The organism is Streptomyces sp. NPDC047841 (assembly GCF_040704085.1).
GTDB lineage: Bacteria > Actinomycetota > Actinomycetes > Streptomycetales > Streptomycetaceae > Streptomyces > Streptomyces argyrophylli.
Genome location: NZ_JBEYRP010000005.1, coordinates 329216 through 355555 on the forward strand (window position 1 = coordinate 329216; position 26340 = coordinate 355555).

The 26340-nt window shown below is 73.5% G+C and carries 23 protein-coding genes and 1 pseudogene; 12 read left to right on the plus strand and 12 right to left on the minus strand.

What is annotated here, in order from left to right:
* Positions 1–116 precede the first annotated feature (116 nt).
* A complete protein-coding gene (locus tag AB0947_RS10235) occupies positions 117–383 on the plus strand; it encodes a DUF2530 domain-containing protein (protein WP_366749859.1) in 267 nt (88 codons plus the stop codon).
* Positions 384–456: 73 nt separating this feature from the next.
* The gene (locus AB0947_RS10240; protein ID WP_366749860.1) at positions 457–2853 is read left to right on the plus strand and encodes an HAD-IC family P-type ATPase; all 2397 of its coding nucleotides are present in this window, start codon (positions 457–459) and stop codon (positions 2851–2853) included.
* Between the two features lie 16 nt (positions 2854–2869).
* Here the strand turns inward: AB0947_RS10240 and AB0947_RS10245 are convergent, their stop codons facing one another.
* The 3 genes from AB0947_RS10245 to AB0947_RS10255 form a co-directional block, all read right to left on the minus strand.
* A complete protein-coding gene (locus AB0947_RS10245; protein ID WP_366749861.1) occupies positions 2870–3652 on the minus strand; it encodes a hypothetical protein in 783 nt (260 codons plus the stop codon).
* 202 nt (positions 3653–3854) lie between these two features.
* A complete protein-coding gene (locus AB0947_RS10250) occupies positions 3855–4613 on the minus strand; it encodes a calcium-binding protein (RefSeq protein ID WP_366749862.1) in 759 nt (252 codons plus the stop codon).
* A 140-nt stretch (positions 4614–4753) separates the two neighbouring features.
* Complete coding sequence (locus AB0947_RS10255; protein ID WP_366749863.1) at positions 4754–7882, minus strand: molecular chaperone Hsp90; 3129 nt, start codon at positions 7880–7882, stop codon at positions 4754–4756.
* Between the two features lie 137 nt (positions 7883–8019).
* Here AB0947_RS10255 and AB0947_RS10260 point away from each other — a divergent pair, with 137 nt between their 5' ends.
* Entirely contained in the window at positions 8020–8514 is a 495-nt protein-coding gene (locus tag AB0947_RS10260; protein WP_366749864.1) for a hemerythrin domain-containing protein, read from the plus strand.
* Positions 8515–8537: 23 nt separating this feature from the next.
* On the opposite strand, the gene AB0947_RS10265 is transcribed toward AB0947_RS10260, so the two are convergent.
* Together AB0947_RS10265 and ppk2 are read right to left on the minus strand one after the other, a co-directional pair.
* On the minus strand, positions 8538–9500 hold the full coding sequence (locus tag AB0947_RS10265) for a YihY/virulence factor BrkB family protein (RefSeq protein WP_366749865.1): 963 nt from the start codon (positions 9498–9500) through the stop codon (positions 8538–8540).
* Positions 9501–9515: 15 nt separating this feature from the next.
* Entirely contained in the window at positions 9516–10535 is a 1020-nt protein-coding gene (ppk2, locus tag AB0947_RS10270; RefSeq protein WP_366749866.1) for a polyphosphate kinase 2, read from the minus strand.
* Positions 10536–10677: 142 nt separating this feature from the next.
* On the opposite strand from ppk2, the gene AB0947_RS10275 reads away from it, so the two are divergent.
* A complete protein-coding gene (locus AB0947_RS10275) occupies positions 10678–12303 on the plus strand; it encodes an alkaline phosphatase D family protein (protein ID WP_366749867.1) in 1626 nt (541 codons plus the stop codon).
* A 1-nt stretch (position 12304) separates the two neighbouring features.
* Here the strand turns inward: AB0947_RS10275 and AB0947_RS10280 are convergent, their stop codons facing one another.
* Both AB0947_RS10280 and AB0947_RS10285 read right to left on the minus strand, forming a co-directional pair.
* A complete protein-coding gene (locus AB0947_RS10280) occupies positions 12305–12499 on the minus strand; it encodes a DUF397 domain-containing protein (RefSeq protein WP_366749868.1) in 195 nt (64 codons plus the stop codon).
* Positions 12496–13341: a helix-turn-helix transcriptional regulator gene (locus tag AB0947_RS10285; protein WP_366749869.1), complete on the minus strand. Its 846-nt coding sequence runs from the start codon at positions 13339–13341 to the stop codon at positions 12496–12498. Before AB0947_RS10285 ends, AB0947_RS10280 begins: the two co-directional genes overlap by 4 nt.
* Positions 13342–13508: 167 nt before the next feature.
* On the opposite strand from AB0947_RS10285, the pseudogene AB0947_RS10290 reads away from it, so the two are divergent.
* A pseudogene (locus AB0947_RS10290) lies at positions 13509–13802 on the plus strand (ATP-binding protein); the annotation flags it as partial.
* A gap of 71 nt (positions 13803–13873) precedes the next feature.
* On the opposite strand, the gene AB0947_RS10295 reads toward AB0947_RS10290, so the two are convergent.
* Positions 13874–14800 carry a DUF3027 domain-containing protein gene (locus AB0947_RS10295; protein ID WP_366749870.1) on the minus strand — a complete coding sequence of 309 codons (927 nt, stop codon included), beginning with the start codon at positions 14798–14800 and terminating at the stop codon, positions 13874–13876.
* 267 nt (positions 14801–15067) lie between these two features.
* On the opposite strand from AB0947_RS10295, the gene AB0947_RS10300 reads away from it, so the two are divergent.
* The 4 genes from AB0947_RS10300 (at position 15068) to AB0947_RS10315 (ending at position 18680) form a co-directional block, all read left to right on the plus strand.
* A complete protein-coding gene (locus AB0947_RS10300) occupies positions 15068–16468 on the plus strand; it encodes an MFS transporter (protein ID WP_366749871.1) in 1401 nt (466 codons plus the stop codon).
* Between the two features lie 94 nt (positions 16469–16562).
* Positions 16563–17060, plus strand: a complete 498-nt coding sequence (locus AB0947_RS10305) for a DUF2771 domain-containing protein (protein ID WP_366749873.1) — start codon at positions 16563–16565, stop codon at positions 17058–17060.
* The gene (locus AB0947_RS10310; protein ID WP_366749874.1) at positions 17033–17785 is read left to right on the plus strand and encodes a futalosine hydrolase; all 753 of its coding nucleotides are present in this window, start codon (positions 17033–17035) and stop codon (positions 17783–17785) included. The genes AB0947_RS10305 and AB0947_RS10310 overlap by 28 nt, the downstream gene beginning before the upstream one ends.
* Positions 17775–18680 (plus strand): 1,4-dihydroxy-6-naphthoate synthase, encoded by a 906-nt coding sequence (locus tag AB0947_RS10315; RefSeq protein ID WP_366749875.1) that lies wholly within the window; start codon positions 17775–17777, stop codon positions 18678–18680. The genes AB0947_RS10310 and AB0947_RS10315 overlap by 11 nt, the downstream gene beginning before the upstream one ends.
* A 25-nt stretch (positions 18681–18705) precedes the next feature.
* Here the strand turns inward: AB0947_RS10315 and AB0947_RS10320 are convergent, their stop codons facing one another.
* The gene (locus AB0947_RS10320; RefSeq protein ID WP_189884831.1) at positions 18706–19089 is read right to left on the minus strand and encodes a cold-shock protein; all 384 of its coding nucleotides are present in this window, start codon (positions 19087–19089) and stop codon (positions 18706–18708) included.
* Positions 19090–19254: 165 nt separating this feature from the next.
* Here AB0947_RS10320 and AB0947_RS10325 point away from each other — a divergent pair, with 165 nt between their 5' ends.
* Positions 19255–19518, plus strand: coding sequence for a hypothetical protein (locus tag AB0947_RS10325; RefSeq protein WP_366749876.1), 264 nt, complete (start codon positions 19255–19257; stop codon positions 19516–19518).
* Here the strand turns inward: AB0947_RS10325 and AB0947_RS10330 are convergent.
* Both AB0947_RS10330 and AB0947_RS10335 read right to left on the minus strand, forming a co-directional pair.
* On the minus strand, positions 19482–20126 hold the full coding sequence (locus tag AB0947_RS10330; protein ID WP_366749877.1) for an HAD family hydrolase: 645 nt from the start codon (positions 20124–20126) through the stop codon (positions 19482–19484). The two genes, AB0947_RS10325 and AB0947_RS10330, sit on opposite strands and share 37 nt — an antisense overlap.
* A 203-nt stretch (positions 20127–20329) precedes the next feature.
* On the minus strand, positions 20330–21325 hold the full coding sequence (locus AB0947_RS10335) for a hypothetical protein (protein ID WP_366749878.1): 996 nt from the start codon (positions 21323–21325) through the stop codon (positions 20330–20332).
* Positions 21326–21422: 97 nt separating this feature from the next.
* Between AB0947_RS10335 and AB0947_RS10340 the strand changes: the two genes are divergently transcribed.
* Positions 21423–23972, plus strand: coding sequence for a helicase C-terminal domain-containing protein (locus AB0947_RS10340; RefSeq protein WP_366749879.1), 2550 nt, complete (start codon positions 21423–21425; stop codon positions 23970–23972).
* 7 nt (positions 23973–23979) lie between these two features.
* On the opposite strand, the gene AB0947_RS10345 is transcribed toward AB0947_RS10340, so the two are convergent.
* Positions 23980–24519, minus strand: coding sequence for a hypothetical protein (locus tag AB0947_RS10345; protein WP_366749880.1), 540 nt, complete (start codon positions 24517–24519; stop codon positions 23980–23982).
* Positions 24520–24694: 175 nt separating this feature from the next.
* Here AB0947_RS10345 and AB0947_RS10350 point away from each other — a divergent pair, with 175 nt between their 5' ends.
* Entirely contained in the window at positions 24695–26338 is a 1644-nt protein-coding gene (locus AB0947_RS10350; RefSeq protein WP_366749881.1) for a DNA repair helicase XPB, read from the plus strand.
* Positions 26339–26340: the final 2 nt, after the last annotated feature.

Sequence of the window (26340 nt, forward strand, 5' to 3'; positions counted from 1 at the left end):
CCCGTTGGAGTTTCCTACGATAAGAAGCGGTCAAAGGCAAACCGTTTCAGTATGAACGTATGAGGGGCAGATCGCTATCTCCGCGCGTAGACAGCGGCGGCGCTTAAGCTGTGCGCATGGCTAAGTGGACCCCCAAGCACGAGGCGCCGGAGCCCCTGGAGGGGCCCGTGGTCGCCACGATCACCGGCGGCACCCTCGTGTGGTTCGTCCTCTTCCTGGTCCAGCTCCCCTTCTACGGCTGGTTCGAGGACCACGGGCACCTGTGGTGGCTGTGGACGTGCCTGGCCGGGGGCGGGCTGGGACTGATCGGGGTCTGGTACGTCCGCAGGCGGGACGCCGCGATCAAGCGGGCGGCGGCTCCGGAGGCGGCGTCGGCCGAGTAGCCGGCGGGGGCTCCGCTCCTCCCGGGCCCCGTCTGGTGGGCGAGCGGGCGGCATCGCACGTACCGTCGACTGCATGAGCCATATAGACGCGGGCGCCGAGATCGACCCCGTGCGTCCCGTGGCCCTGCCGGGGCGCGCCGCGACCGGGCTGACCGGCGCCGAGGTCGCCGACCGCGTCGGCCGGGGCCTGGTCAACGACATACCGGTGCGCAGCAGCCGGTCGCTCGGGGAGATCGTCCGGGCCAACGTCTTCACCCGGTTCAACGCGATCATCGGTGTCCTGTGGCTGATCACGCTGTTCGTCGCGCCGATCCAGGACAGCCTCTTCGGCTTCGTGATCCTCGCCAACACCGGCATCGGCATCGTCCAGGAGTGGCGCGCCAAACAGACCCTGGACTCGCTCGCGGTGATCGGGGAGGCCCGGCCCACGGTACGGCGGGACGGGGTCGCGACCGAGGTGGCCACCCATGAGATCGTCCTGGACGACCTCATCGAGATCGGTCCGGGCGACAAGATCGTGGTCGACGGGGTGTGCGCGGAGGCGGACGGACTGGAGATCGACGAGTCGCTGCTCACCGGCGAGGCCGATCCCGTCGTCAAACGCCCCGGCGACCCGGTGCTGTCCGGCAGTTTCGTGGTCGCGGGCGGCGGCGCCTTCACGGCCACCAAGGTCGGCCGCGAGGCCTACGCCGCCCAGCTCGCCGAGGAGGCGTCCCGGTTCACGCTCGTCCACTCCGAGCTGCGCACCGGCATCTCCACGATCCTCAAGTACGTCACCTGGATGATGGTGCCGGCGGCGGTCGGACTCGTCATCACCCAGCTCGTCGTCAAGAACGACGACCTGAAGGACTCCGTCGCCCGCACGATCGGCGGGATCGTCCCGATGGTGCCCGAGGGGCTGGTGCTGCTCACCTCCGTGGCCTTCGCGATCGGCGTCATCCGGCTCGGCCGCAAGCAGTGCCTCGTGCAGGAGCTGCCGGCCATCGAGGGCCTGGCCCGTGTCGACACCGTCTGCCTGGACAAGACCGGCACGCTCACCGAGGGCGGCATGGACGTCACCGAGCTGCGGACGCTGGACGGGGCGGACGAGACGTACGTCCGCAAGGTGCTCGGCGCGCTCGGCGAGTCCGACCCGCGCCCCAACGCCTCCCTCCAGGCCATCATCGACGCCTACCCGGACAGCGACGACTGGCGCTGCGTCGAGTCGCTGCCCTTCTCCTCCGCCCGCAAGTACAGCGGGGCCGCGTTCAGCGAGGGCGACGGCGAGACCAGCACCTGGCTGCTCGGCGCCCCGGACGTGCTCCTCGGCGCCGACGACCCGGCGCTCGCCGAGACCGCGCGCCTGAACGAACAGGGCCTGCGCGTGCTGCTGCTGGCCCGCGCGCACCGGGACCTGGACGACTCCGAGCCGGCCCGGGGCGCCCGCCCCACCGCCCTGGTCGTCCTGGAGCAGCGGCTGCGGCCCGACGCCTCCGACACCCTGCGCTACTTCGCCGAGCAGGACGTCCGCGCCAAGGTCATCTCCGGTGACAACGCGGTGTCGGTCGGCGCGGTCGCGGCGAAGCTGGGCCTGGAGGGTGCGGCGGTGGACGCGCGGCGGCTGCCCGCCGAGCGGCCGGCGATGGCGCAGGCCCTGGACGCGGGCACGGTCTTCGGGCGGGTGACCCCGCAGCAGAAGCGGGACATGGTGGGCGCGCTCCAGTCGCGCGGGCACACGGTCGCGATGACCGGGGACGGCGTGAACGACGTGCTGGCCCTGAAGGACGCGGACATCGGGGTCGCCATGGGCTCCGGTTCGGAGGCCACGCGGGCGGTGGCCCAGATCGTGCTGCTGGACAACAGCTTCGCGACCCTGCCGTCGGTGGTCGCCGAGGGCCGCCGGGTGATCGGCAACATCACGCGCGTGGCAACGCTGTTCCTGGTGAAGACGGTCTACTCGGTGCTGCTGGCGGTGCTGGTGGTGTGCTGGCAGGTGGAGTACCCCTTCCTGCCCCGGCACCTGACCCTGCTGTCCACGCTCACCATCGGCGTCCCGGCCTTCTTCCTGGCCCTCGCGCCGAACACGGAGCGGGCGAGACCGCACTTCGTGCGCCGGGTGATGCGGTACGCGATCCCCGGCGGGGTGCTGGCCGGCGTCGCGACCTTCTTCACGTACCTGCTGGCGCGGCACCACTACACCGGCCCCGGCGCGCTGGCCGCGGAGACGAGCGCGGCCACCCTGACCCTGTTCCTGATCTCCATGTGGGTCCTGGCGATCATCGCCCGCCCCTACACCTGGTGGCGGGTGGCCCTGGTGGCCGCGATGGCCGTGGCCTTCCTGTTCGTCCTCGCCGTCCCGGCGCTCCAGGACTTCTTCGCGCTGAAGCTGGTCGGCATGGAGCTGCCGTGGACGGCGGTCGGCGTGGCCGCGGTCGCGGCGGCCGTCCTGGAGTACCTGTGGAGGTGGGTCGGCCGCCGCTTCCCGGACTGAGTCCGGCCGGGTGCCGTTACTGCACGTCGACGTAGTCGGCCGCGGAGCTGACCGCCGACGTGGTGGACGTACCGGCGAAGCTGTAGCGGTAGTAGCCGTCGGAGCCGGCCGTCACCGTGGTCTTCAGGGCGCCCGTGGAGGACGAGGTGATGGTCTTGACGGTGGTGTAGGTGGTGCTGCCCGCCTTGCAGAACTGGAGCTTGACGGACTGGCCGCCGAAGCCGATGTAGGTGCCGTGCTGCCAGTCGGCGCGGGTCAGCTTGCCGGTGACGGTCAGGGTCTTGCCCTTCTTGACCGGCTCCGGGGTGGCGTCGGCGGTGAGCTTGGCCGCGCGGCGGACCGGGATGGTGCCGAGGTCGTTCTGCCACTTCTCGGCCTCGGTCTTCTTGTCGACCGCGAGCCCGCCCTCCTTCCAGGTGCCGGCGTCCGAGTTGTACAGCTCGTCGGCGGGGAGGGTGATGTAGGCCGTGCAGTTCACGGTGGTGCTGTTCACGGTGGTGCAGGTGCCCGGGTCGTCGCTGACGACCTGGGTGTCGGCGTCCTTGGCCGACGCGCCCCGGTAGAGCACCGGGCCGGTCAGGACGTTGGACATCGAGACAGTGGTGGGGTGGGTCACGGTGTAGGTCGCCTTGACCTTGACCGTGGAGGTCGCCCCGAGGGTGATCGCCTTGCCGCTGTTGACCTTCACGTTGGAGAAGGTGACGTTCGGCGCCGCGGCGGCCGCGTGGGCGGCCGGGACGGCGAAGGCGGAGAGGGCCAGGGCGCCGGAGACGGCGGCCACGGTGGCACGTATGCGCATGTGCGTTTCCCCTGGAGGGAGAAGTGATCGTGGAGTCGGTCGACTCACGCGGTCAGATCCGCGAGGCAGAGGACTGGTTGTACGGCAAGGCCGCGTTCCGGCCAGATTTGGGCCTCGGATTACCAGCACATGACACAACTGAGAAGGAACGTTCCGCCCCCGGGGGTGCCGGGAGGCACTCCCGGGGGCGGAACCGTGCCGCTTACTGCACGTCGATGAAGTCGGCCGCGGAGCTGACCGCCGAGGTGGTCGAGCCGCCCGCGAAGGAGAAGCGGTAGTAGCCGTCGACCGTGGCGGTGGTCGTCGTCTTCAGGTTGCCCTTGGTGTCCGCCTTGATGGTCTTCAGCGTGGTGTAGGTGCTGGAGCTCTTCTTGCGGAACTGGAGCTTCACGGACTGCGAGCCGTAGCCGCCGTACTTCAGCGACTCCCAGTTGGCGCGGGTGAGGGCGCCCGTCACGGTGACGGTCTTGCCCTTCTTCACCGGCTCGGGGGTGGCGTTGGCGGTGAGCTTGGCGGCGCGCTGGAAGGAGAAGGAACCGGCCTTCTGCTTCCAGACGAAGTCGCCGTCCTTGGCGTCGATCCACGCGTCCACGTACCAGGTGCCGGCGCTCTTGTTGGTGAGGTAGTCCGTCTTCGGGTCGATCTTCACCGAGGCGGTGCAGGTGGAGGTGGTGGCGTTGACCTTGGTGCAGGTGGGCTTGCCCGTGTCCGCGTACCCGTTGTCGGGGCCGTAGAGGGTGAACGCCTCGGCGCCCTTGATGCCCGAGTTGTCCGTGGCGGTCACGCTGACCTTCACGGTGACCGCGCTGGAGGTGCCGATCTGCACCTTGTTGTCGCCGTCGACGACCACCTTGGTGATCTTCGTGTCGCCGTAACCGCCGTCGGCCTGGGCGGCCGGGACGGCGAGGGCGGACAGGGCCAGGGCGCCGCCGACGACGGCGACAGAGGCACGGATGCGCATGTGTGGTCCCCACGTTGTGATCTGGGGAGTCGGGTGACTCCGCAGATGTGACGCGGGAACAAAGTGAAAGGTTGTACGAGTAGTGAAAATTTTGTGCGGGCGTGTTTCAGCGGGGGCCGGCCCCGGCGGAGCCGGCCCGGCTAGTCGAACCACCGGTCCCGCGCCAGCTCCTGCGTCCGCGACGGGTCCTCCAGCAGCGCGGCCACCTCGAACCGCCGGGGCCACTGCCCCGCCGCCCACGCCAGCCCCGCCGCGACCCCCTCCAGGGTGGCCGCGTGCAGCACCCCGTCGCCGGTGAGCCGCCAGTCGATCTCCACGCCGTCCACGACCAGTTCCTCGTGCTCGACGTAGGTGCCCGGCGTACGCGGCCCGAGCAGCACCCGCACCGCGTCCGGTACGTCGTGCTCGCTCCCCTCGGAGTGCACCTCCCCGGTGACGGACTCGCTCAGCCGGCGCACCTGGAACAGCTCGGCCAGCTCGGCGGCCCGCGCCGGGCGGACCGGCAGCAGCGGCACGCCCGAGGTGAACGGCAGCAGGTCCGGCGAGTCGACCACGACGGCCGACCCGGCGTCCACGACCTCCACGCGCCCGTCGACCACGGCCCGCAGCTCGTCCGGCAGGGTCACCCGCTCGGGCTCCAGCTCCGCCAGCGCGCTGTACAGGCCGTGCAGCTGGGCGGGGGTGACGGGCCGCTCCGGGTCGGCGAGGCGGTCCAGCAGTTCGGCGGCGCCGCCGGGCTCGTCCAGCAGCGCGCCGACGGAGGTGCGCACGCCGAGCGCCCGCAGCACCTGCTCGTCCTCGAACCCGGTGGCGTCGGCCTCGTCGTACAGCCCGCGCAGCAGCGGGTCGCCGCCGGCCGCGAGCAGCCCGGCCGGGCGCCGGCCGTCGAGCACCGGGTGCCCGCGCAGCCACCACGCGGTGTACGGCCGTACGGCCTCGTGGGTGCCGTCGGGCAGCAGGACGCGCACGGGCTGGGTCAGAGCGTCCCGCAGCGGCGGCCGGGCCAGCAGGGCGAGCGCCTCGGGCCAGTGGTCGTCGTCCACCAGGTCCAGGTCGCGGACGGCGACGAGTTCGGTGGCGACCGGCGGCACCGGGCTGTCCGGGAACCGGTCGAGGATGTCCTCGCACCACACGTCCACGGCGTCCAGCAGACCGGCGTCGTCGGGTTCGGCGTAGTCGCCGTCCCGGGGCTCCAGTTCGTCGGGGTCGAGGACGACGTCCGTGGCCCGGACGAGCGCGAAGCCGGCGAGCACCCCGCACGCGGCGAGCGGCTGCTCACCCCACTTCTCCGCCAGGTCGGCGTCCACGGCGGCCAGTTCACCCTCCCGGATGACCCGGGCGAAGGGGCTGCCGGGGAACACCAGCTCACCGGCGGGCGCGAGTTCCCCGTCCTCGTCGGGCAGCGCGAGGGCGCCCAGCCAGGGCTCGTCGCCCGGTTCGAGCGCCGCGTCCCGCACCAGTGCGAGCACCGTGTCGGCCAGCTCCTCGGCGTCCGGCGCGTCCTCCTCCCAGCCGAGGGCGCCGTCGTCCTCCAGCGAGCCCGCGACGGCGGCCCGCACCTGAGGGGTGGTCAGCACCGCGCGCGGGGTCGCGGGCAGCGCCCCGAGCTTCTCCAGCAGCGGGTGCGCGGCGTCCGCGTGCGCCACCTTCAGCCCGAGCCGCCCCAGCACGTCCGGGTCGATCCGGGCGGCGTCCGGCGTGGGCAGCAGCACCTGCCGGGGCCCGATGGTCGTCCTGCGGTCGGCCAGCGGCACCGGCAGCCCGGACAGCCGCTCGGGGTCGACCCCGGCGAGGCTGTCGTACAGCCGCCACCACCACCGCGGCTCCCTCTCCAGCCCGGCGAGCCGGTCGACGGCGTCGGCGAGCGGCAGCCGGGCGACCCCGAGGGTGCGCAGCTCGGCGCGCCGCTCCAGCCCGGCCGGGAGCAGGGTGGGCAGCACCTCGGCGAGCACCCGCACCGTGTCCGTGCCGGCGCCCTCCACGATCTCGGCGTCGCGGGGCCGCAGCGCCTCCGGCAGCTCGTCGTCGCCCTTCGCCTCGACCGCCGGGGGCAGGAAGGCGGTGCGCGGCAGCCGCTCCAGCACGGCCTGCCGCAGGGCCCCGTCCAGCGCGCCCTTGCCGAGCGGCCCCGGCACGAGGTCGATGATCCCGGCCAGCACCGGCCGCCAGGAGGCGAGCAGTGCGGCGTAGGCGTCGGCGGCGCGCTCCACCAGGAAGTCGGTGAGCGGACCGGGCGCCGCGTGCCGGCGGGTGGTGTCCAGCGGGAAGGAGGCGATGAGCAGGGCGGGCACGCCGAGGGGCTCGTCGCTCGGCGTCGGCGCGTGCACGACGGGGCTCGTACGGGGCCGGGCCGGGGCGCCGTAGGCGTCGACGGGCACGGCCCAGGTCACCGACCAGTGCGGCCGCAGCCGTTCCTCGACCGGCCGGCCGGCGAGGAGGTCGGGCGTGAGCGGCCCGTCGGCCGAGACCGTGCGCCAGTTGGTGATGCCGTCCCGGGAGTCCTCCACGATGGTGAAGGGGCCGTCGGTACGCCGGCTGATCGTGCGGGGGGCCTCGTCGCCGACCTCCACGACGACCTCCGCCAGCCCCGGCAGCGCGAGGAGCAGGGCGTCGTCGACGCCCGCGAGCAGCCGCTCGGCGAGGTCGGCGGCGGCGGCGTCCCGCAGCGGCAGGATGACGGCGGTGTCGTAGGGCTCCGGAGCGGTGCCCTCGGCGGCGAAGGGCAGCCGCAGCAGGGGCACGTGCCCGTCGCGCCGCCGCACCTCGTCCCCGAGCCCGGGGCTGTGCCGGGCGGTGTCGGCGGCCAGCTCCCTGGCCTCGGCGAGGGACCAGCGCACCCCGCCGTGCCGCCCCACGATCGCCGGTTCGTCGGTGACGGCGAGCACGGCGGCGAACCCGACGCCGAACCGGCCGACGGCACCGGGCGTCGCCTCGGCGTCCCGCTTCGCGGAGGCGCGCAGCGTGGACAGCGACTCGGCACCGGCCGCGTCCAGCGGGGCCCCGGTGTTGGCGGCCACGAGCACGCCGTCGCGGAGGGTGAGCCGCAACCGGCCCGGCACGTGCGCCCGCGCGGCGGCGTCGGCGGCGTTCTGGGCCAGCTCGACGACGAGCCGGTCCCGGTACCCCCCGAGGACCAGGTCCTCCTCGGCGTTGGCGTCCTCCCGGAACCGGGCGGGGCTGGTCGCCCAGGCGTCGAGGACACCGCGACGCAGACGGGCGGTGCCGAAGGGGTCGGCGCCCTCGGCCGCCGGCCGCACGAACTTGCTCACGTTGACTCTCCTCTACGACGTGAGGACGAAGGTACAGCGCAAAGCGGGGAGGCCATCAACGCGGACGGTGAGGGTAGGCGGTAGGGACCATCCGTTGGCACGGTAGTGCCGGTACGTACGAAAGTGGTGCCCGTTCCATGGCCGAGACCCGGGATGTCGTCGAGCTGATCCTGAAGGACCACCGCCGCATGGAGGACCTGTTCCGCCTCATGCGCAGCGTGGAGGCCGACCGCGCGGCCGCGCTGGAGGAGTTCGCGGACCTGCTGATCGCGCACGCGCTGGCCGAGGAGGCCAAGGTCTACCCCGCCCTGAAGCGGTACAAGAACATCGACGACGAAGAGGTCGAGCACGGCGAGCACGAGCACGACGAGGGCAACGAGGCCCTGCTGGAACTCCTACAGGTCGAGGAGGTCGGCTCCGAGGAGTGGGACGAGAAGCTGGAGGCGCTGGTGGAGGCCGTCACCCACCACGCCGACGAGGAGGAGCGCACGATCCTCAACGGCGCGCGCGAGAACGTGGCGGCGGAGCGGCGCGCGGAGCTGGGCGCGGCGTTCTGGGAGGAGCGTGAGCGTCTACTGAAGTCCGGGTGCGGCTCGGCCGACAACGTGCGCCGGCTCGTGAAGTCGTCCTGACCCGCGCCCCCGGGGCCGGGGGCTCAGGGGCCCGGCCCCGGGTCCGGCTCGACGGCACGGCCCAGGCCGGCGCGGGCCGCTTCCAGCTGGGCGGCGAACGCGATGCCGAGGAACAGGGCGATGCCGGTCAGGTTGGCCCACAGCAGCAGGGCCACGAAGGCGGTGAGCGGCCCGTACACGGCGCCGAAGGAGCCGCTGCGGGAGACGTAGAGCGTCAGCAGCCAGGTCGCGGTGACCCACAGCACCAGGTGGACGGCGGAACCGAACGCCAGCCAGGTGTACCCGGGCTGGTCCCGGCGCGGCGACCAGCGGAAGATGACGGCGGAGGCGATCCAGGCGAGGGCGATTCCCACGGGCACCTCCAGGGCGCCCCACCACGCCGGGGGCCGGGAGGTGCCCAGCGCCTCGGCCGTCGCCGCGGTCACGGCCTGCCCGGCGACCAGGACCAGGAAGCCCAGGACCATGGGCACGCCGGCGGCGAAGGCGAGCAGCACGGCCCTGCCGTACTTCCGCGGGAAGGGCCGGTCCCGTTCGATGCCGTAGATCCGGTTGGCGCCCCGTTCCACCTGGCCCATGGCGGAGGCGAGGTTGAGGACGGAGAAGGCGAGCCCCAGGCACAGCGCGACGGTGCTCCACGCGTCGGAGCCGGCGGTGCGGCGGGTGCCGCGCAGCGCCTCGCGGACCACGTCGGCGCTGGCTCCCGGCACGATCCTGCCCAGGGTCAGCTCGACGATCCGCCCCAGGCTCTCCGTGTGCGCGGCCGTGGCGAGGCCGACGAGCGCGATGGTGAACGGCACCAGGCCGAGCACGATCTGGAAGCCGAGGGCGCGGGCGTTGGTGAAGCCGTCGGCGTAGCGGAACCGGGAGAAGGCGTCGAGCAGCAGGCGCGTGCCCCCGTAGCGGCGCAGCGCGGTGAAGGCCTCGTCGCCGGAGAGTTCGTCCCCGATCATGTCCCGTGTCTGCGGGACGTGCACCACCGTTCCCATGGTCCGGGTCCCTCCTCAGCTGTGGCCGCGGCCGGCCGGCACCGCGGGGTCCGGGTGGTTCCCGGGTCCGCCGCCCGGTCCGGCCAGCGGGGTCGGCGACAGGGCCGTGGGTTCCTCGCCCGGTTCGAGCAGGGTGTCCGCGGCGCCGACGATCAGCGGGTCGGGGGTGCCGACCGCTTCGTGGTCCTTGGCGGGGTAGTCGAAGCGGTCCAGGAGGCTGCGCATCGCCTCCAGCCGGCCGCGCCGCTTGTCGTTGTTCTTCACGACCGTCCAGGGCGCGTGCGCGGTGTCGGTCGCCCGGAACATGTCGACCTTGGCCGCGGTGTACTCGTCCCAGTGGCCGAGCGAGGCCAGGTCGGTGGGGGAGAGCTTCCAGCGGCGCACCGGGTCGACCTGCCGTATGGCGAACCGGGTCCGCTGCTCGGCGCGGGACACCGAGAACCAGAGCTTGACCAGCAGGACTCCGTCGTCGGTGAGCAGCCGCTCGAACAGCGGTGCCTGCCGCAGGAACTGCCGGTACTCGGCCTCCGTGCAGAATCCCATGACCCGCTCGACGCCGGCCCGGTTGTACCAGGACCGGTCGAAGAAGACCATTTCCCCGCGGGCCGGCAGGTGCGTCACGTACCGCTGGAAGTACCACTGACCCGCCTCCCGCTCGGTCGGCTTGTCCAGCGCCACCACGCGTGCCCCCCGCGGGTTCAGCCGCTCGGTGAACCGTTTGATGGTGCCGCCCTTGCCGGCCGCGTCCCGCCCCTCGCACACCACGACGATCCGCTGCCCCGTGTCCTTCACCCAGCGCTGGAGCTTGAGGAGTTCGATCTGCAGGATCCGCTTGGTCCGCTCGTACTCGCGCCGGCCGATCAGGTGGTCGTAGGGGTGGTTCTCCCGCCAGGTCTCCACCGGCCGGCCGCCGGCGTCCAGCAGCACCGGCCGCTCCGGCTGCCGGTCGTCCACCTCGAACCCGCGCAGCAGGTCGTCCTCGCCCCCCGTGCCCCGGGTCTCCCGTGCCTCCGTCGCCCGCCCGTGCTCGGCCACGGCACCACCTTTCCGCCTCGCCCCGCACCGGGGCCGCCCCGCCCCGGTCTCCTCACACGTGCCCGCCCGGACGGGTCCCAGACGCCTGTACCGTCGCTGTGGCCGTTCCTTTCCGTACCGTCCGAGACAGGAAGGCGATCACATGCCCGAACTGCGCCTTGGCCCGCTGCTGAGGTACACCGACGGCTCCCGCGCCACCGTGTGGGTCGAGACGAGCGCGCCCTGCACGGCCGAGGTGCGCTGTTCCGACGGCGCGGCGGGCACGGCCCCCACCTTCCAGGTGGCCGGGCACCACTACGCGCTCGTCACGGTGACCGGACTGCGACCGGGCACCGCCCCCTCCTACGAGGTGGTGCTGGACGGCACCCCGGTGTGGCCCCTGCCCGACTCCCGTTTCCCGCCGTCCGTCATCCGCACGCCCGGCAGCGGCGACACCGTCCGCGTCACCTTCGGGTCGTGCCGCTGGGCCGCGCCCCCGGCGGACGGCAAGGACCCGGTGGGCCCCGACGCCCTCGACACCCTGGCCCGCCGGCTGTCCGCCGACCCTGGCGCCGAACGCCCCGACGTCCTGCTGCTCCTGGGCGACCAGATCTACGCGGACGAGACCTCCGAGGAGACCCGGCGCTGGCTGGCCGGCCGCCGCAGCCTGGACGAGCCGCCCGGCGGCCAGGTCGCCGACTACGAGGAGTACTGCCACCTCTACTACGAGTCCTGGCTCGACCCGGAGGTCCGCTGGCTGCTGTCCACCGTGCCCAGCTTCATGATCTTCGACGACCACGACATCGTGGACGACTGGAACACCTCCGCCTCCTGGCTCGCCGACATGCGCGCCACCGACTGGTGGCAGGAACGGCTGCTGAGCGGCCTGATGTCGTACTGGGTCCACCAGCACATCGGCAACCTCTCCCCCGCCGAACTGGCCGACGACCCGACCTGGGCCGCGGTACGGGCCACCCCGGACGGTACGAAGGCGCTGCGCGCGCTGGCCGAACAGGCCGACGCCGACTCCGCCACGGTCCGCTTCAGCTACCGGCGCGACTTGGGCCGGGTCCGGGTGGTGATGGTCGACTCCCGGGCCGCGCGGGTCCTGGAGGAGGGCCGCCGCTCCATGCTGGACCCGGGCGAGGCCGACTGGCTGCGCGCGCAGGTCCTGGGCGACGAGGGGGCCTACGACCACCTCCTGATCGGCACCTCCCTGCCCTGGCTGCTGCCGCACCTGGTGCACGACACCGAGGGCTGGGACGCGGCCCTGTGCGCCGGGGAACGCGGCGACCGCTGGGCCCGCTTCGGCGAGTGGCTGCGCCGCGGGGCCGACCTGGAGCACTGGGCGGCCTTCCCCCGCTCCTTCGCCGACCTAGCCGGCCTCATAGCCGAGGTGGCGACGGCACCGGGCGCCCCGGCGAGCGTGTGCGTGCTCTCCGGGGACGTGCACCACGGTTACGTCGCCGAGGCCACCTGGCGCTCCGGCGACCTCGGCGTGCCCGTCGTCCAGCTCACCTGCTCACCCGTGCACAACTCCGTGCCGGCGGCCATGCGGGTCGGCTTCCGCGTCGGCTGGAGCGCGCCGGCCCGCGTCCTGGGCCGCCTCCTCGCCCGGCACGGCCGCACGCCCAAGCCGCCGGTGCGGTGGCGCAAGCGGGGTGGGCCGTGGTTCGGCAACCAGCTCATGACGCTGACGCTGCACGGCCGTTCGGCCCGCCTGCGCCTGGAACGCACCGGCAAGGAGGCGAGCCTCGAAACGGTCCACGAGGCGAGCCTCACCGGGTGATTCAGCGCCGGGCGGCGTACGTGACGAACTCCGTCCAGGTGGCGGGGGCGACGGTGAGGAGGGGGCCGTTGTCCTGCTTGGAGTCGCGGATGTGGATGGTGGCGGGGGTGGGGGCGGCGTCCCAGTCCAGGGCGACTTCGACGCAGGAGTCGCCTTCACTGCCGCTGCTGTAGCTGCTCTTGAACCAACGGATCATGTTGCCCCCAGCAGTTGCTCGATAAAGGATGTCGACTCGCGTGGAGTGAGCGCCTGGGCCCGGATGATGCCGTAGCGCAGCTCAAGGATACGGAGGTGCTTGGGCTGCTCGACCGGTCGGCCATTGGCCAATGCGGGCGACCGTCCTACGGCTGACCCGTCGGAGAACTTCAGCATCTCGATACTCCCGTCCACTCCAGCATGCTCCTGGCGGTCCATCGGCATCACCTGTAGCTCGACATTCCGCAACTTTGTGACTTCCAGCAGATGTTGCAGCTGGCTACGGAGCGCCTCCCGCCCTCCCAGGGGCCGACGCAGGGTCCACTCCTCCAAGACGAAGCTGATCTCCGGGGCCGGGTCCCGCTCGAAGACGGACTTGCGAGCCATGCGCGCCGTTACGTACCGCTCGATCTCGGTGTCGCTGTACGCCGGGCGCCGCATCATCAGGAGCGCACGCGCGTACTCCGGCGTCTGCAACAACCCATGGACGCTGAGCGGGTCATACAGCTGAAGCTCCACCGCCTTCGCCTCCACCTCCGCCAAAGCCCGAACCTTCTTCGGATAGCGGACCTTCTCCACGTCCTCCTTCATCGCCGCGAGCAACCCACCCGCATCGAGAAGCTTGTCCGCCTTGTCGAGGTACTCCGGCCGAGGAATCCGCTTGCCCGACTCGACCTTGTAGACCATGTCCTCGCTGTAGCCCACGGCCTTGGCGAAGTCGGCGGCGCGCAGGGCCACCGCTTCCCGGCGCAGCCTGAGTTGGCGGCCCACGGTGGCGATGACGGCGACGCCCCACTCGTCGTCCGGCTCGACCTCCCAGCCCGGCTCCTCTTCCTCACCCACACCGCACCACCCCCTTCTCGACATGCCCGGACACCACCGGACACGCGCTGGACAGTGACCCTACGCAACCGCGTCGTCACTGTTCAGGGGTAACAGGCACAGCCACTCTGAGTGATGTGAACCAGGAAATCTCCACCCACATCTCCACCCCCGTCCCGCACTTCACGGTGCGGCTCTCCCCCACGCCCCGCGGGGCCCGTCTCGCCCGGCTGCTCGCCAGGGAGCAACTGCGCTCCTGGGGCCTGCCGTTGGACCCGGCGGAGCTGATCGTGGCCGAGCTGGCCGCCAACGCGGCCGGTCACGGCCGGGTGGCCGGACGGGACTTCCGGCTGACGTTGTACGCCGTCGGGGACACGCTCCGTGTCGAGGTGACCGACACGCGCGGTGACCGGCTGCCCGAACTCGGCCGTCCGGAACCGGACGCCGAGGGCGGGCGGGGGCTGCTCCTCGTGGAGGCGCTGGCGGAGCGCTGGGGTACGGCGCACGGGCCCGCGCCGCGGAAGACGGTGTGGGCCGAGGTGCGCGTGGGGGGTCAGGAGTGGCCGAGTTCCGCCGTCTCGTCGTCGCCGGTCTCCGGCACCGAACCGGAGTCGCGGGCCGGGCGGAGCGGGAAGGCGTCGACCCGGGTCTCGTCGACGACCGGCGGGGCCGGCTGCGGGGGCTTGGGCATGACCGCCGCCTCCGAGTGGCCGCCGCAGCCGTAGGCGAGGGAGACCACGCGGCCGTCGGCCGGGGAGAACTCGTTGGCGCAGACGCCGAAGGCCTGGCCGAGGGAGCCGCCGATGGGGGCGAGGAAGCCGCAGCTCACACAGGTGGCGGGGGCCGCCTGGGCCATCGGCGTCTTCGGGCCGAAGGCCTCCTCCCAGCGGTCCGCGGCGGTGTGCAGGCCGTAGCGGGACAGGACGCGCGCGCGGCGCAGGCCCAGTTCCTCGGCCAAGGACGCGATGGTGCCGCGCGAAGGGGTCGTCGGCTGGACGGCGGGCGTGCCCGGCGTGACGTCGGCGTCCTCCGCCTCCGCCAGTTCCCGCATCTCCTCGGACACCGCCGAGTTCGGCGGCGGCTCCTCCTCGCCCGTGTAACCGGGCTCCAGACGCAGGTCGTCCTGGTCGGTGGGGAGCAGGTCGCCGGGGCCGAGGTCGCCGGGGCGCAGGCGCTCGCTCCACGGGACCCACTCGGGGGCGAGGAGGGCGTCGGGGCCGGGCAGCAGGACGACCTCGTCGAGCGTGACGATCTTGGCGCGGGAGGCGCGGGCCACCGTCACCGCCCAGCGCCAGCCGCGGTAGCCCAGTTCCTCGCACGCGAAGAAGTGCGTGACGACGCGGTCGCCCTCCGACACCAGGCCGGCGTGCTCGCCGACCACGCCGGGCGCGGCGGCCTCCTCGGCGGCGGCGCGGGCGAGGTCGACGGCCTCGGCGCACAGGCGGTCGGGGGTGCGGCTTCGCGTGGTCGCTGCGCTCACAGGTATCGCTTCTCTCCTACGCCGTCTCGTCGAGTGCGGCTGCCTCCGGCGGTTTCGCCGACGGAGCGGACCTGGGGACCGCATCGACGTCTGCATCCGCGCGCCTGGGCGCACCTCTGCCATCCATTCTGCGTTATGGCTGAGATAGGCACGCTACACCGGACGGGATTCGTGCATATTCCCACCCGCCCCTCTGCCTGCGCCGACCGGGGTCGTGAGCCGCCACACCCGTCCGATCCGCACTATCCGGCCGTATCTCGGGGCACTATGAACGTCGTGGCAGCCGCGGACAGGGCGAATGGTCGGGGCGGCGGTTCGGGCCGGGTGGGTGGTGCCGTCCGCTCGGTCGGCCGTGCCCTGCAGTTTCCCGTGACCGGAACGGCCCGCGGCATCCGCAGGGCCACGCACGCGCACGGCGCGGGCGAGTCGGGTCTGGGCAAGCTGATCGAGTTGCACGCGGTGAACGGCGCGGGGGACGTCATGGTCACCGTGGCCCTCGCGTCCACGGTGTTCTTCTCGGTGCCGACCGACGAGGCGCGCGGCCGGGTCGCCCTCTACCTCGCGATCACCATGGCGCCCTTCACGGTCCTCGCGCCGGTGATCGGCCCCCTCCTGGACCGGCTGCCGCACGGGCGGCGGGCCGCGATGGCCGGGGCGATGCTGGCGCGGGCGCTGCTCTCGCTGATCATCTCGGGGGCGGTGGCGAGCGGCAGCCTGGAGCTGTACCCGGCCGCGCTGGGCGTGCTGGTGGCGTCCAAGGCGTACGGGGTGGTCCGCAGTGCCGTCGTGCCGCGGCTGCTGCCGCCGCGGTTCTCGCTCGTGAAGGCCAACTCCCGGGTGACCCTCGCCGGGCTGCTGGCCACCGGTGCCGCCGCGCCGGTCGCGGCGGGGCTGCACGCCCTCGGCGATCCGTGGCCGCTCTACGGCGCCTTCGTGATCTTCGTCGCCGGTACGTTGCTGTCGTTCTCCCTGCCGCCCAAGGTGGACTCGGCCAAGGGCGAGGACGTGGCGCTGCTCGCGGCCGACGAGCAGCACCTGCGCGGGCCGCACCGGGGGCAGGCCAGGCGGCCGGGGCTGCGGACGGTCGGGCCGGCCGTCACGCACGCGCTCGGCGCCAACGCCGCCCTGCGCTGCCTGTCCGGCTTCCTGATCTTCTTCCTCGCCTTCCTGCTGCGCGAGCACCCGCTGACCGGGGAGAGCGCGGCGGTGTCGCTGGGGATAGTGGGCGTCGCGGCCGGGGCGGGCAACGCCCTCGGCACGGCCGTGGGCGCCTGGTTCCGCTCCCGCGCGCCGGAAATCATCATCGTGACGGTGGTGGCGGTGGTGCTCGGCACGGCGGTCGTCGCGGCGATCCTCTTCGGGGCGTTCCTGGTGGCCTGCCTGGCCGCGGTCGCCGGGTTCGCACAGGCGCTGGCCAAGCTGGCGCTGGACGCGCTGATCCAGCGGGACGTGCCCGAGCTGGTGCGCACCTCGGCGTTCGCCCGCTCCGAGACGCTGCTCCAGATGGCGTGGGTGTTCGGCGGCGCGGTCGGCATCGTGATGCCGCTCAACGGCGCGGTCGGGCTGCTGGTCGGCGCCGCATTCGTGGCCGTCGGCTGGCTGAGCACGCTCAGGGGGCTGCTCGCCTCGGCCCGGCAGGGCGGCCGGGCCCGGACCCGGGTGGCGTGACGCCCTGGCGGGCACGGGCACGCGTGGCGTAACGAACCGGGCACGCCGTACCCCACGTGGGGGGACGGCTCGGGGCGCCCGATAGCCTTCGGCCATGACCACGCTGCCCCGCGGCGAAGCCGCTGATGTACCCCGCGTTGCGCGACGCCGCCGCGTCGTCGCCGCCGCCGGCGCCGTTTCCGCCGGACTGCTCGTCCTGTCGGCCTGTGACAAGCCGAGCCCCGTCGCGACGATCACCGTCGGCGGGGACTCGGTCAACTCCGAGGCCGTCTGCTACAACGACGGCAAGGCGCTGGACGAGAAGTCGCTGAAGGAGTGCGTCAAGAACGCCGACGACATCAAGTCGATCAAGATCGGCCAGGACCAGACCGTCCGCATCGGCGTCGACCCGAAGATCGCGGACGCGGGCTGGATCGTGCTGGTCAACGGCCGCCAGTTCAGCGACTCCAGCAAGGAGACGTACCGCACGATCCCGAGCAGCGCGTTCTTCAACGTCCAGTACGGCACCCAGGGCAACACCAACACCCTGTCGATCCGGATGGGCGAGAACACGAACAAGGGCATGTGGTCCTTCAAGCTGAAGAAGGCCTGATCACGACGTCTCTTCCGGTCCCGGTCCTCGTCGCCACCGCGGTCCCCGTCGAGCGGGACGCGGTGGCCGGGGCGCTGCCCGGACCGGGCGGGGAGGTACGGCTGCCGGGCGCGTCCCTGGTCCGTACGGCCGCGGGCTGGGACCTGCTCGCCGCCGGCGTCGGCCCGGCGCTCGCCGCCGCCACGACCGCCGGCGCCCTCACCGCCGCCGCGCTGGCCGGCCGCCCCTACGGCCTGGTCGTCTCGGCCGGGATCGGCGGCGGCTTCGCCCCCCGGGCGCCCCTCGGCTCGCTCGTCGTCGCGGACGCGATCACCGTCGCCGACCTCGGCGCCGAGACCGCCGACGGGTTCCTGCCGGTCACCGAACTCGGATTCGGGACCGTCACCCACCGGCCGCCGGAATCACTCGTACGAGTCGTGTCCGAGGCCACCGGTGCCCGGACCGGCACGATCCTGACCGTGTCCACGGTGACCGGCACCGCCGCCCGCGCCGCCGCCCTGCGCGACCGGCACCCCGGCGCGCTCGCCGAGGGCATGGAGGGGTTCGGGGTGGCGGAGGCCGCCGCCGCGCACGGGGTGCCCGTGCTGGAGATCCGCGCGGTCTCGAACCCGGTGGGGCCCCGCGACCGCGCCGCCTGGCGCATCGGTGACGCCCTCGCCGCCCTCACCGGGGGCTTCGGGAAGCTCGCGCCCGCATTGGAGAGTTGGAACGCACATGACCGCTGAACCGCTGCAGATCGCGTACTCCCCCTGCCCGAACGACACCTTCGTCTTCGACGCCCTCGCCCACGGCCGCGTCTCCGGCGCCCCCGCGCTGGACGTGACCTTCGCCGACATCGACATCACCAACGGCATGGCCGAGCGCGGCGAGTTCGACGTGCTGAAGGTGTCGTACGCCGTCCTGCCGTACGTCCTCGGCGAGTACGCGCTGCTGCCGTGCGGCGGTGCGCTGGGCCGGGGCTGCGGACCGCTGGTGCTCACCCGGGAGGCCGACGCCGACCTGACGGGCCGTACGGTCGCGGTGCCGAGCGAGAAATCGACCGCGTACCTTCTGTTCCGGCTGTGGGCCGCCGACACCCTTGGGATTGAGAGGGGCGGGCCCGCAGGGCCCTCGGTTGAGGGCGGTGGTGGGAGACGGGCGGGCGGAGTGGGCGAGATCGTGGTCATGCCGTTCCACGAGATCATGCCGGCCGTGCGGGACGGCAAGGTGGACGCGGGCCTGGTCATCCACGAGGCCCGCTTCACCTACCGGAACTACGGACTGCACAAGCTCGCCGACATGGGCGAGCACTGGGAGCGCACCACCGGGCTGCCGATCCCGCTGGGCGCGATCATCGCCAAGCGGTCCCTGGGCGCCGAGCGGCTCGGCCGGCTCGCCGACGCCGTCCGGGCCTCCGTACGCGCCGCCTGGGACGACCCGGAGGCCTCCCGGCCGTACGTCATGGAGCACGCCCAGGAGATGGACCCGGCCGTCGCCGACCAGCACATCGGGCTGTACGTCAACGAGTTCACGGCCGGCCTCGGCGAGGACGGCTACGCGGCCGTCCGGGGCCTCCTCACGCGCGCGGCGGCCGAGGGACTGGTGCCGCCCCTCGGCCCCGACGCGCTCGCTTTCCCGTAATGCGGGCCGGACCTCCGGATACCGCTCAGACGTCGAGCTGATCGGCGACCGCGCGGAGCAGACCGGCGATCTTCTTGCCGGAGGTCTTGTCGGGGTAACGGCCCTTCTCCAGCATCGGCGTGATGTTCTCGAGAAGGGTCGTCAAATCCTGCACGATCGACGCCAGCTCGTCCGGCTTCTTGCGCTGGGCGGCGGCGACGGACGGCGTCGGGTCGAGCACGATCACCGACAGGGCCTGGTCACCGCGCTGACCGGCGACGACACCGAACTCCACGCGCTGTCCCGGCTTGAGCGCATCGACTCCGGCGGGGAGAACCGAGGAATGGACGAAGACGTCACCGCCGTCGTCGCGGGAGAGGAAGCCGAAGCCCTTCTCGCTGTTGAACCACTTGACCTTGCCGGTAGGCACGTCTGTCCTCGTCCTCGTATCTCGTCGGGAAAACTGCTTGGAAACGGCTCTTGATAGCACTAGAGCGGGTCGACCACGACCCGCCGGTACCAAGGCTAATGGTCTTGGGGCGGGTGACAAGACGTCCCCCGGTTGTTCTCTCGCGCAGGGAACTACCCTGGTCCGGTGCGTGACAAAACCCAACCGAATTCCCCCGCGCCCGGCGACCGACTGATCCGCGCCGGTGCCGTCGTCTTCTTCCTCGGGGCCGTGGCCACCCTCGTCACGGTGGCCCCGCTGTTCCTCGGAGCGAAGCCTTTTCCGGCCTACATGTTCGGATTGAGCATGCTCATGGCCGTCGGATTTCTCGTGGCCGGCGCGGGTGTCCTGCGCTCCGTCGCCGCCGGGCGGCGTCAGGCGAGGGGCGCGGCCCCGGGCGCCTCGCGGTAGCCGCCGAGCCACGCGGGGAACGCGGACAGGTCCGGCAGGACGACGTCCGCGCCGGCCGCGCGCAGCTCACCGGCCGGGCACGGGCCGGTCGCCACGGCGACCGAGAACGCACCCGCCGCACGGGCCCCGCGGACGTCCCCGACGTGGTCGCCGACGTACACGCCCGCGCCGTACTCGCGCAGCGCCGCCGCCTTCTGCTCGGCCCACAGGTCGCCGACGACCACGTCCGGCTCGATGCCGAGGTGGGCCAGGTGCAGCTTGGCGTTCGGCTCGTACTTCGCCGTCACCACCATCGTCCGCCCGCCGGCCGCCCGCACCGCCTCGATCGCCTCCCGGGCGCCGTCCATCGCGGGCGTCGCGGCGATGGCGATGGAGGGGTACATCTCCCGGTACAGGTCGGCCACCGCCGGCACCTCGTCGGCCGGGAACCAGTGGATCAGCTCCTCCGCGAGCGGCGGGCCCAGCCGGGTCACCGCCAGGTCGGCGTCGATGAACGTCCCCGTCCGCTCCGCCAGGGCCAGGTAGCAGGCACGGATGCCCGGGCGGGAGTCGATGAGGGTCATGTCGAGGTCGAAACCGACGGTCAGCGAGGAGGCCATGGGGGCCATTGTGCCGGGTGCCTCCGGCGGTTCGGCCGGGTGGGGTTCGGGGGGTGAGGGTTGTCCGCCGGGTGCGGGTGCGTCGTGGTCGCCCGCGCAGTTCCCCGCGCCCCTTGGGTGGGTCAGCCGCAGCGTGGTCAAGGGGCGCGGGGAACTGCGCGATCAGCCCCCACGCACCCGCGGCCTGACGACGGCCGCAAGCCCCACGGCGGCTAACCGGACTTTCTCTGGGAGCGCCAGAGGAGGAACAGGGCCGAGGCGAGCGCCGCTCCCCTGACCACCCACGGCCAGGTGGCGGTCACCGCGTCGTTCATGTGGCCCTGGGCGATCGGGTCCCCCCAGCGGCCCTCGTTGCGGCCCCACAGCCACACCAGCCCCGCCGCGACCGCCGTGCCCGGCAGGACCATCACCGCCCACTTGGTCTCGGCGGGGGTCAGCCGCCGGGAGCCGTAGGCGATGGCCCAGCCGAGGAGCAGCGCGAACCAGTTGCCGAGCACCGCGCCGGCGACGAGCGCGGCGGCGGCCAGCAGCAGCAGGGGGTTGGACCAGCCGGCGGACGGGAGGGGGAGGAGGAGGCGGCGGCGGCGGCGCTTGGGCGCCGCCTCCGGCGCGGCCACGGCGGGCTCCGGCGCCGGCTCGGCCTTCTCGGCGGCAGCCGCCCGCGGGGGCTTCCTGAGCATTTCCGGGATCTCCACGCCGCCGACGAACCCCGGCACCGGGTCGGTGTCCCCCGCGGGCCCGGCGGTGCCCACGCGCCACCAGTCGGGCGGTGCCGCGGCGTCCCCCAGTTCGTGCGCGGGGGCGAGGTGCGGCGGGGCCGGTACGTCCCGCGCGGCCGGCGGCTCCGGCTCGGCGGGGCGCGGGCGCGGCACTACCCGGCGCAACCCCTTCGGCCGCGTCCGCCCGGCCGGCTCCGGCGCCCGCTCCCGCGAGGAGGGCTGCTCGGGTACGGCGGTGGGCGGGGGCTGCGGGAGGCCGCCGGTGCCGCCCGCCGCCGCGACCACCTCGTCCGGGCTGCCCATGCGGTCCAGGATGCGGCGGACCGCGGCGGGCGAGTCCACCGTCGACTGCGCCCGGTGCCGGTCGATCTCGTTGCGCAGCTCCGACACGAGCCGCATCCGCGTCGCCGACGGCAGCTGGCGCTGCTGGGCGATGTCTCCGACGCGGCTCAGATACTCGTAGACGACCTGGTCGCTCTCGATCCCCACGCGACCCCTCCGGGGTGACGCCGACTGATACTCCGTGAGGACCGTACCGCTTCTCGCGGATGCCGCAGGCATATGGAAGTCCGCTACCGTTGGCCGGATGAGCCCCGAGGCCCACTCAGCCCCTCGGTCCCTCGCGGAGGCGCTCCGCGCGCGGGACGACGCCTCCCTGGCCGCGCTGCTGCGCAGCCGCCCCGACCTCATCACCCCCGTCCCCACCGACCTCACCCAGCTCGCCACCCGCGCCGGCACCCGTGCCTCGGTGCTGCGCGCCCTGGAGCGGCTGGACCGGTTCGCGCTGCAGACGGCGGAGGCGCTGGCCGTGGCCCCGGACCCGGCGTCGTACGACACGCTGCTCGGTCTGATGGCCGGGGACGCCGGCGACGAGACGGTCGCCCGCGCGCTGCCCCGGGCCGTCGCCACCCTGCGCGAGCAGGCCCTGGTGTGGGGCGACGACGACCGGCTGCGGCTGGTGCGGACCGCCCGTGAGCTGCTCGCGCCGTCCGCGCAGCACCCGTCCCCGACCGGGCTGGGCCCGACCGTGCAGGAGGCGACCTCGGGCATGTCGCCGGGGCGGATCCAGGAGATCGTGACGACGGCCGGGCTGCCGTCGACCCATGACTCGGTGTCCGCCGTGGCCGCGCTGACCGGGCTGTTCACCCACCGCAAGAAGATGGCGAAGCTGCTCGCCGGGGCCCCGGAGGCGGCCCGCGAGGTGCTGTCCCGGCTGGTGTGGGGGCCGCCGTACGGGCAGGTCACCGCCGATCCGGCGGCGCACCTGCGCTGGCTGCTGGACCGCGGTCTGCTGCTGCCGACGGCGCCCGGCACGGTCGTGCTGCCCCGCGAGGTCGCCCTGCATCTGCGCGAGGGCCGCGCCCACCGCGCGCCCGAACCGCTGCCGCCCGCCGTGGCGCCGGCCGCGACCCACAGCCCGCAGGTGGTCGACGCGACGGCGGCCGGGCAGGCGTACACCGCGCTGGCCACGGTGGAGGAGCTGCTCAAGGACTGGGACGAGGGCGGGCCCGCGGTGCTGCGGGCGGGCGGTCTGAGCGTCCGTGACCTGAAGCGGACCGCCGTGGCGCTGGACGTGTCCGAGCCGGTCGCCGCGTTCTGGGCCGAGCTGGCCTACGCGTCCGGCCTGATCGCCTCCGACGGCGAGGCCGACGAGCGGTACGCGGCCACCCCGGCCTACGACGAGTGGCTGGAGCTGCCCCCGGCCGAGCGCTGGGCCCGGCTCGCCCGGACCTGGCTGACGGCCACCCGTACGCCGGGGCTGGTCGGCGGCCGGGACGCCAAGGACCGGACGCTGTCGGCGCTCGGTCCGGGCCTCGACCGCTCCGCCGCGCCCGAGGTGCGGCACCGGGTGTTGTCCCTGCTGGCCGCGCTGCCGCGGGGCGCGGCGCCGGACGCGGAGTCGGTGCTGGCCCGGCTGCGCTGGGAGCGGCCCCTGCGGGGGGCCCGGCGCGACGGTGCCCGCGACGACGACCTGCGCTCCCGGCTGGCCCGCTGGACCCTGTCGGAGGCGGAACTGCTGGGGGTGACGGGCCGGGGCGCGCTGTCGTCCCAGGGACGCGCGCTGCTGGGGGCACCGGCCGGCCCCGCCGCCCCGGACGCCGGCCCCGCCGAGCCCACCGGCCCCGGTGACAAGCTCCCGGTGCACCACCACCGGGCCCCCGAGCGGCCCGCGCCCCTCTCCCCCGCCGAGCAGGGCGCCGCGGCCGACGCCGCTGCCCGGCTGCTCGCCCCGCTGCTGCCCGAGCCGCTGGACCACGTGCTGCTCCAGGCCGACCTGACGGCGGTGGCGCCCGGCCCGCTGCGGCGCCCGCTCGCGGACATGCTGGGGGTGCTCGCGAACGTGGAGTCCAAGGGCGGCGCGACCGTGTACCGGTTCACCCCGGCCTCCGTCCGCCGTGCCCTGGACGCCGGCCGGACCGCCGCCGACCTGCACGCCTTCCTCGTCGAGCACTCCCGCACCCCGATCCCGCAGCCGCTCGCCTACCTGATCGACGACGTGGCCCGCCGGCACGGCCACCTGCGGGTCGGCGCGGCCTCGGCGTACGTCCGCTGCGACGACGACGCCCTGCTGAACGAGATCCTCGCCGACAAGCGCGCCGCGGCCCTGAGCCTGCGCCGCCTGGCGCCGACCGTGCTGGCCGCCCCGGCCGACCCGGCGGCGCTGCTGGAGGGGCTGCGCGCGATGGGGTACGCGCCCGCCGCCGAGTCCGCGGAGGGCGATGTCCTGATCACCCGGGCGCACGCCCACCGCACCCCGCCGCGCACCGCGCCCGAGCCGGTGCCGGACGGGCCGCCGCCGCCCGACGCCACGCTGCTCTCGGCGGCGATCCGCGCGATCCGGGCCGGTGACCTGGCCGCCACCACCCCGCGCAAGCCCGTCGGCGAGCCCCTGGCGGGTGGCGAGCTGCCCCGCACCTCCGCCGCCGAGACCCTGGCCACCGTGCAGGCCGCCGTCCTGACCGGCGACTCGGTGTGGATCGGCTACGTCAACGCCGAGGGCGCCGCCAGCCAGCGGGTCATCGCCCCGATCCGGGTCGAGGGCGGCTTCGTGACGGCGTACGACCACACGGCGGACGAGGTGCGGACGTTCCCCCTGCACCGGATCACCGGGGTCGCGGAGCTGGCGGACGACTGAAAGGGTTCTAGCAGTCCCCGACCGGTGTGTCCGCCGGGAGGCCGAAGTGGGCGCGGGCGGCGCTCTCCAGGACGTCGGACGGGGTCGTGTCGTCCAGGGGGGAACGGGCCAGGAAGCCGAAGTGGGCCTCGGTCCAGTCCTCGTTCCCGGCGCCGTCCGGCGGCGCCTCGCGCGAGAGGACCCGGTACCCGCCGTCCGTGTCCCGTTCCAGCCGCACCACCTGCGGCCCCCGTCCGCCGCCGCACTCCACCAGGCCGCCGCCGCGCACCCCGTACTCCAGGCACAGCGTGTCGACGCCCGCGCGCACCTCGCCGCCGTGCTCCGCCACGTCGAGCGCCTCGGCCCGGCAGAACCAGCGCGCGTGCAGCGCGGGCACGTCCTCGCCGTAGCCGGTGCCGTGGCTGTCCGCCGCGAGCCGGGCCTCGACGACCGGCCGTATCTCCTCCCACAGCCGGGTGTCGACGGTTCCCGGCCGCATCGCCCAGGTGCCGGTGGCCACCAGGACCACCACGGCTCCGCTGCCGACGGCCCATCTGCGTGCCGACATCCCCGAACTCCTCACCCGGCCGCGCACCCGCGCCGCCTCGTCGTGTGTCAGGACTCGCGGCGGGGCGCGGGGGTTGCGCCCGGTGTCCGGCGCCGCCGCCGATCTTGCGGCCGTGGAGCCCTGAGGCCGCATGAGGCACACTGGACGTTTGGCCGTCATGGAAAGGGTGCCGCGCGTGAATGGTCCGCTGATCGTCCAGTCCGACAAGACCCTGCTCCTGGAAGTCGACCACGAGCGGGCCGACGACTGCCGGCGTGCCATCGCGCCCTTCGCCGAGCTGGAGCGGGCCCCCGAACACATCCACACCTACCGGGTCACCCCGCTCGGGCTGTGGAACGCGCGCGCCGCCGGGCACGACGCGGAGCAGGTCGTGGACGCCCTGGTGCAGTACAGCCGCTACCCCGTGCCGCACGCCCTGCTCGTGGACATCGCCGAGACGATGGACCGCTACGGCCGCCTCACCCTGACCAAGCACCCCGCGCACGGGCTGGTCCTCACCACCACCGACCGGCCGGTGCTGGAGGAGGTGCTGAAGTCCAAGCGGATCGCCCCGCTGGTCGGCGCCCGGCTCGACCCGGACACCGTGGCCGTGCACCCCTCCGAGCGCGGGCAGATCAAGCAGACGCTGCTGAAGCTGGGCTGGCCGGCCGAGGACCTCGCCGGATACGTCGACGGCGAGGCGCACCCGATCGAGCTGCTGGAGGACGGCTGGACGCTGCGCCCGTACCAGAAGCAGGCCGTGGAGAACTTCTGGCACGGCGGCAGCGGGGTCGTCGTGCTGCCCTGCGGCGCCGGGAAGACGCTGGTCGGGGCCGGGGCCATGGCCCAGGCGAAGTCGACCACGCTGATCCTCGTCACCAACACCGTCTCCGCCCGGCAGTGGAAGCACGAGCTGGTGAAGCGGACCTCGCTGACCGAGGACGAGATCGGCGAGTACAGCGGGACGCGGAAGGAGATCCGGCCCGTCACCATCGCGACCTACCAGGTGCTGACGACCAAGCGGAAGGGCGTCTACCCGCACCTGGAGCTGTTCGACTCCCGGGACTGGGGCCTGGTCGTCTACGACGAGGTGCACCTGCTGCCCGCGCCCGTCTTCAAGTTCACCGCCGATCTCCAGGCGCGGCGGCGGATCGGGCTCACGGCCACCCTCGTGCGCGAGGACGGCCGCGAGTCGGACGTGTTCTCCCTCATCGGGCCCAAGCGGTTCGACGCGCCCTGGAAGGAGATCGAGGCGCAGGGCTACATCGCGCCCGCCGACTGCGTCGAGGTCCGGGTCAACCTGACCGAATCCGAGCGGCTGGCGTACGCGACGGCCGAGACGGAGGAGAAGTACCGCTTCTGCGCCACGACGGCGACCAAGCGGAAGGTCACCGAGGCGATCGTCCGCCGGTTCGCCGGGCAGCAGATCCTCGTCATCGGGCAGTACATCGACCAGCTGGACGAGCTGGGCGAGCACCTGAACGCCCCGGTGATCAAGGGCGAGACCTCCAACGCGCAGCGCGAGAAGCTCTTCGACGCGTTCCGCGAGGGCGAGATCAGCGTGCTGGTGGTGTCGAAGGTCGCCAACTTCTCCATCGACCTGCCCGAGGCCACGGTCGCCGTCCAGGTGTCCGGCACCTTCGGCTCCCGGCAGGAGGAGGCCCAGCGGCTCGGCCGGGTGCTGCGCCCCAAGGCCGACGGCCACCAGGCCCACTTCTACTCGGTCGTCGCCCGCGACACCATCGACCAGGACTTCGCCGCCCACCGGCAGCGCTTCCTGGCCGAGCAGGGGTACGCCTACCGGATCGTCGACGCGGACGAGATCCTGGCCGAGAGCTGATC

Excerpts from the sequence above, each read along its gene's own strand:
- AB0947_RS10340 (WP_366749879.1), top strand. The coding sequence starts at position 21,423 with ATGAGCCCCGAGGCCCACTCAGCCCCTCGGTCCCTCGCGGAGGCGCTC.
- AB0947_RS10315 (WP_366749875.1), top strand. The coding sequence starts at position 17,775 with ATGACCGCTGAACCGCTGCAGATCGCGTACTCCCCCTGCCCGAACGAC.
- AB0947_RS10260 (WP_366749864.1), top strand. The coding sequence starts at position 8,020 with ATGGCCGAGACCCGGGATGTCGTCGAGCTGATCCTGAAGGACCACCGC.
- AB0947_RS10265 (WP_366749865.1), bottom strand. The coding sequence starts at position 9,500 with ATGGGAACGGTGGTGCACGTCCCGCAGACACGGGACATGATCGGGGAC.
- AB0947_RS10280 (WP_366749868.1), bottom strand. The coding sequence starts at position 12,499 with ATGATCCGTTGGTTCAAGAGCAGCTACAGCAGCGGCAGTGAAGGCGAC.
- AB0947_RS10330 (WP_366749877.1), bottom strand. The coding sequence starts at position 20,126 with ATGGCCCCCATGGCCTCCTCGCTGACCGTCGGTTTCGACCTCGACATG.
- AB0947_RS10245 (WP_366749861.1), bottom strand. The coding sequence starts at position 3,652 with ATGCGCATACGTGCCACCGTGGCCGCCGTCTCCGGCGCCCTGGCCCTC.
- AB0947_RS10300 (WP_366749871.1), top strand. The coding sequence starts at position 15,068 with ATGAACGTCGTGGCAGCCGCGGACAGGGCGAATGGTCGGGGCGGCGGT.
- AB0947_RS10250 (WP_366749862.1), bottom strand. The coding sequence starts at position 4,613 with ATGCGCATCCGTGCCTCTGTCGCCGTCGTCGGCGGCGCCCTGGCCCTG.
- AB0947_RS10305 (WP_366749873.1), top strand. The coding sequence starts at position 16,563 with ATGACCACGCTGCCCCGCGGCGAAGCCGCTGATGTACCCCGCGTTGCG.
- AB0947_RS10345 (WP_366749880.1), bottom strand. The coding sequence starts at position 24,519 with ATGTCGGCACGCAGATGGGCCGTCGGCAGCGGAGCCGTGGTGGTCCTG.
- AB0947_RS10235 (WP_366749859.1), top strand. The coding sequence starts at position 117 with ATGGCTAAGTGGACCCCCAAGCACGAGGCGCCGGAGCCCCTGGAGGGG.
- AB0947_RS10275 (WP_366749867.1), top strand. The coding sequence starts at position 10,678 with ATGCCCGAACTGCGCCTTGGCCCGCTGCTGAGGTACACCGACGGCTCC.
- AB0947_RS10240 (WP_366749860.1), top strand. The coding sequence starts at position 457 with ATGAGCCATATAGACGCGGGCGCCGAGATCGACCCCGTGCGTCCCGTG.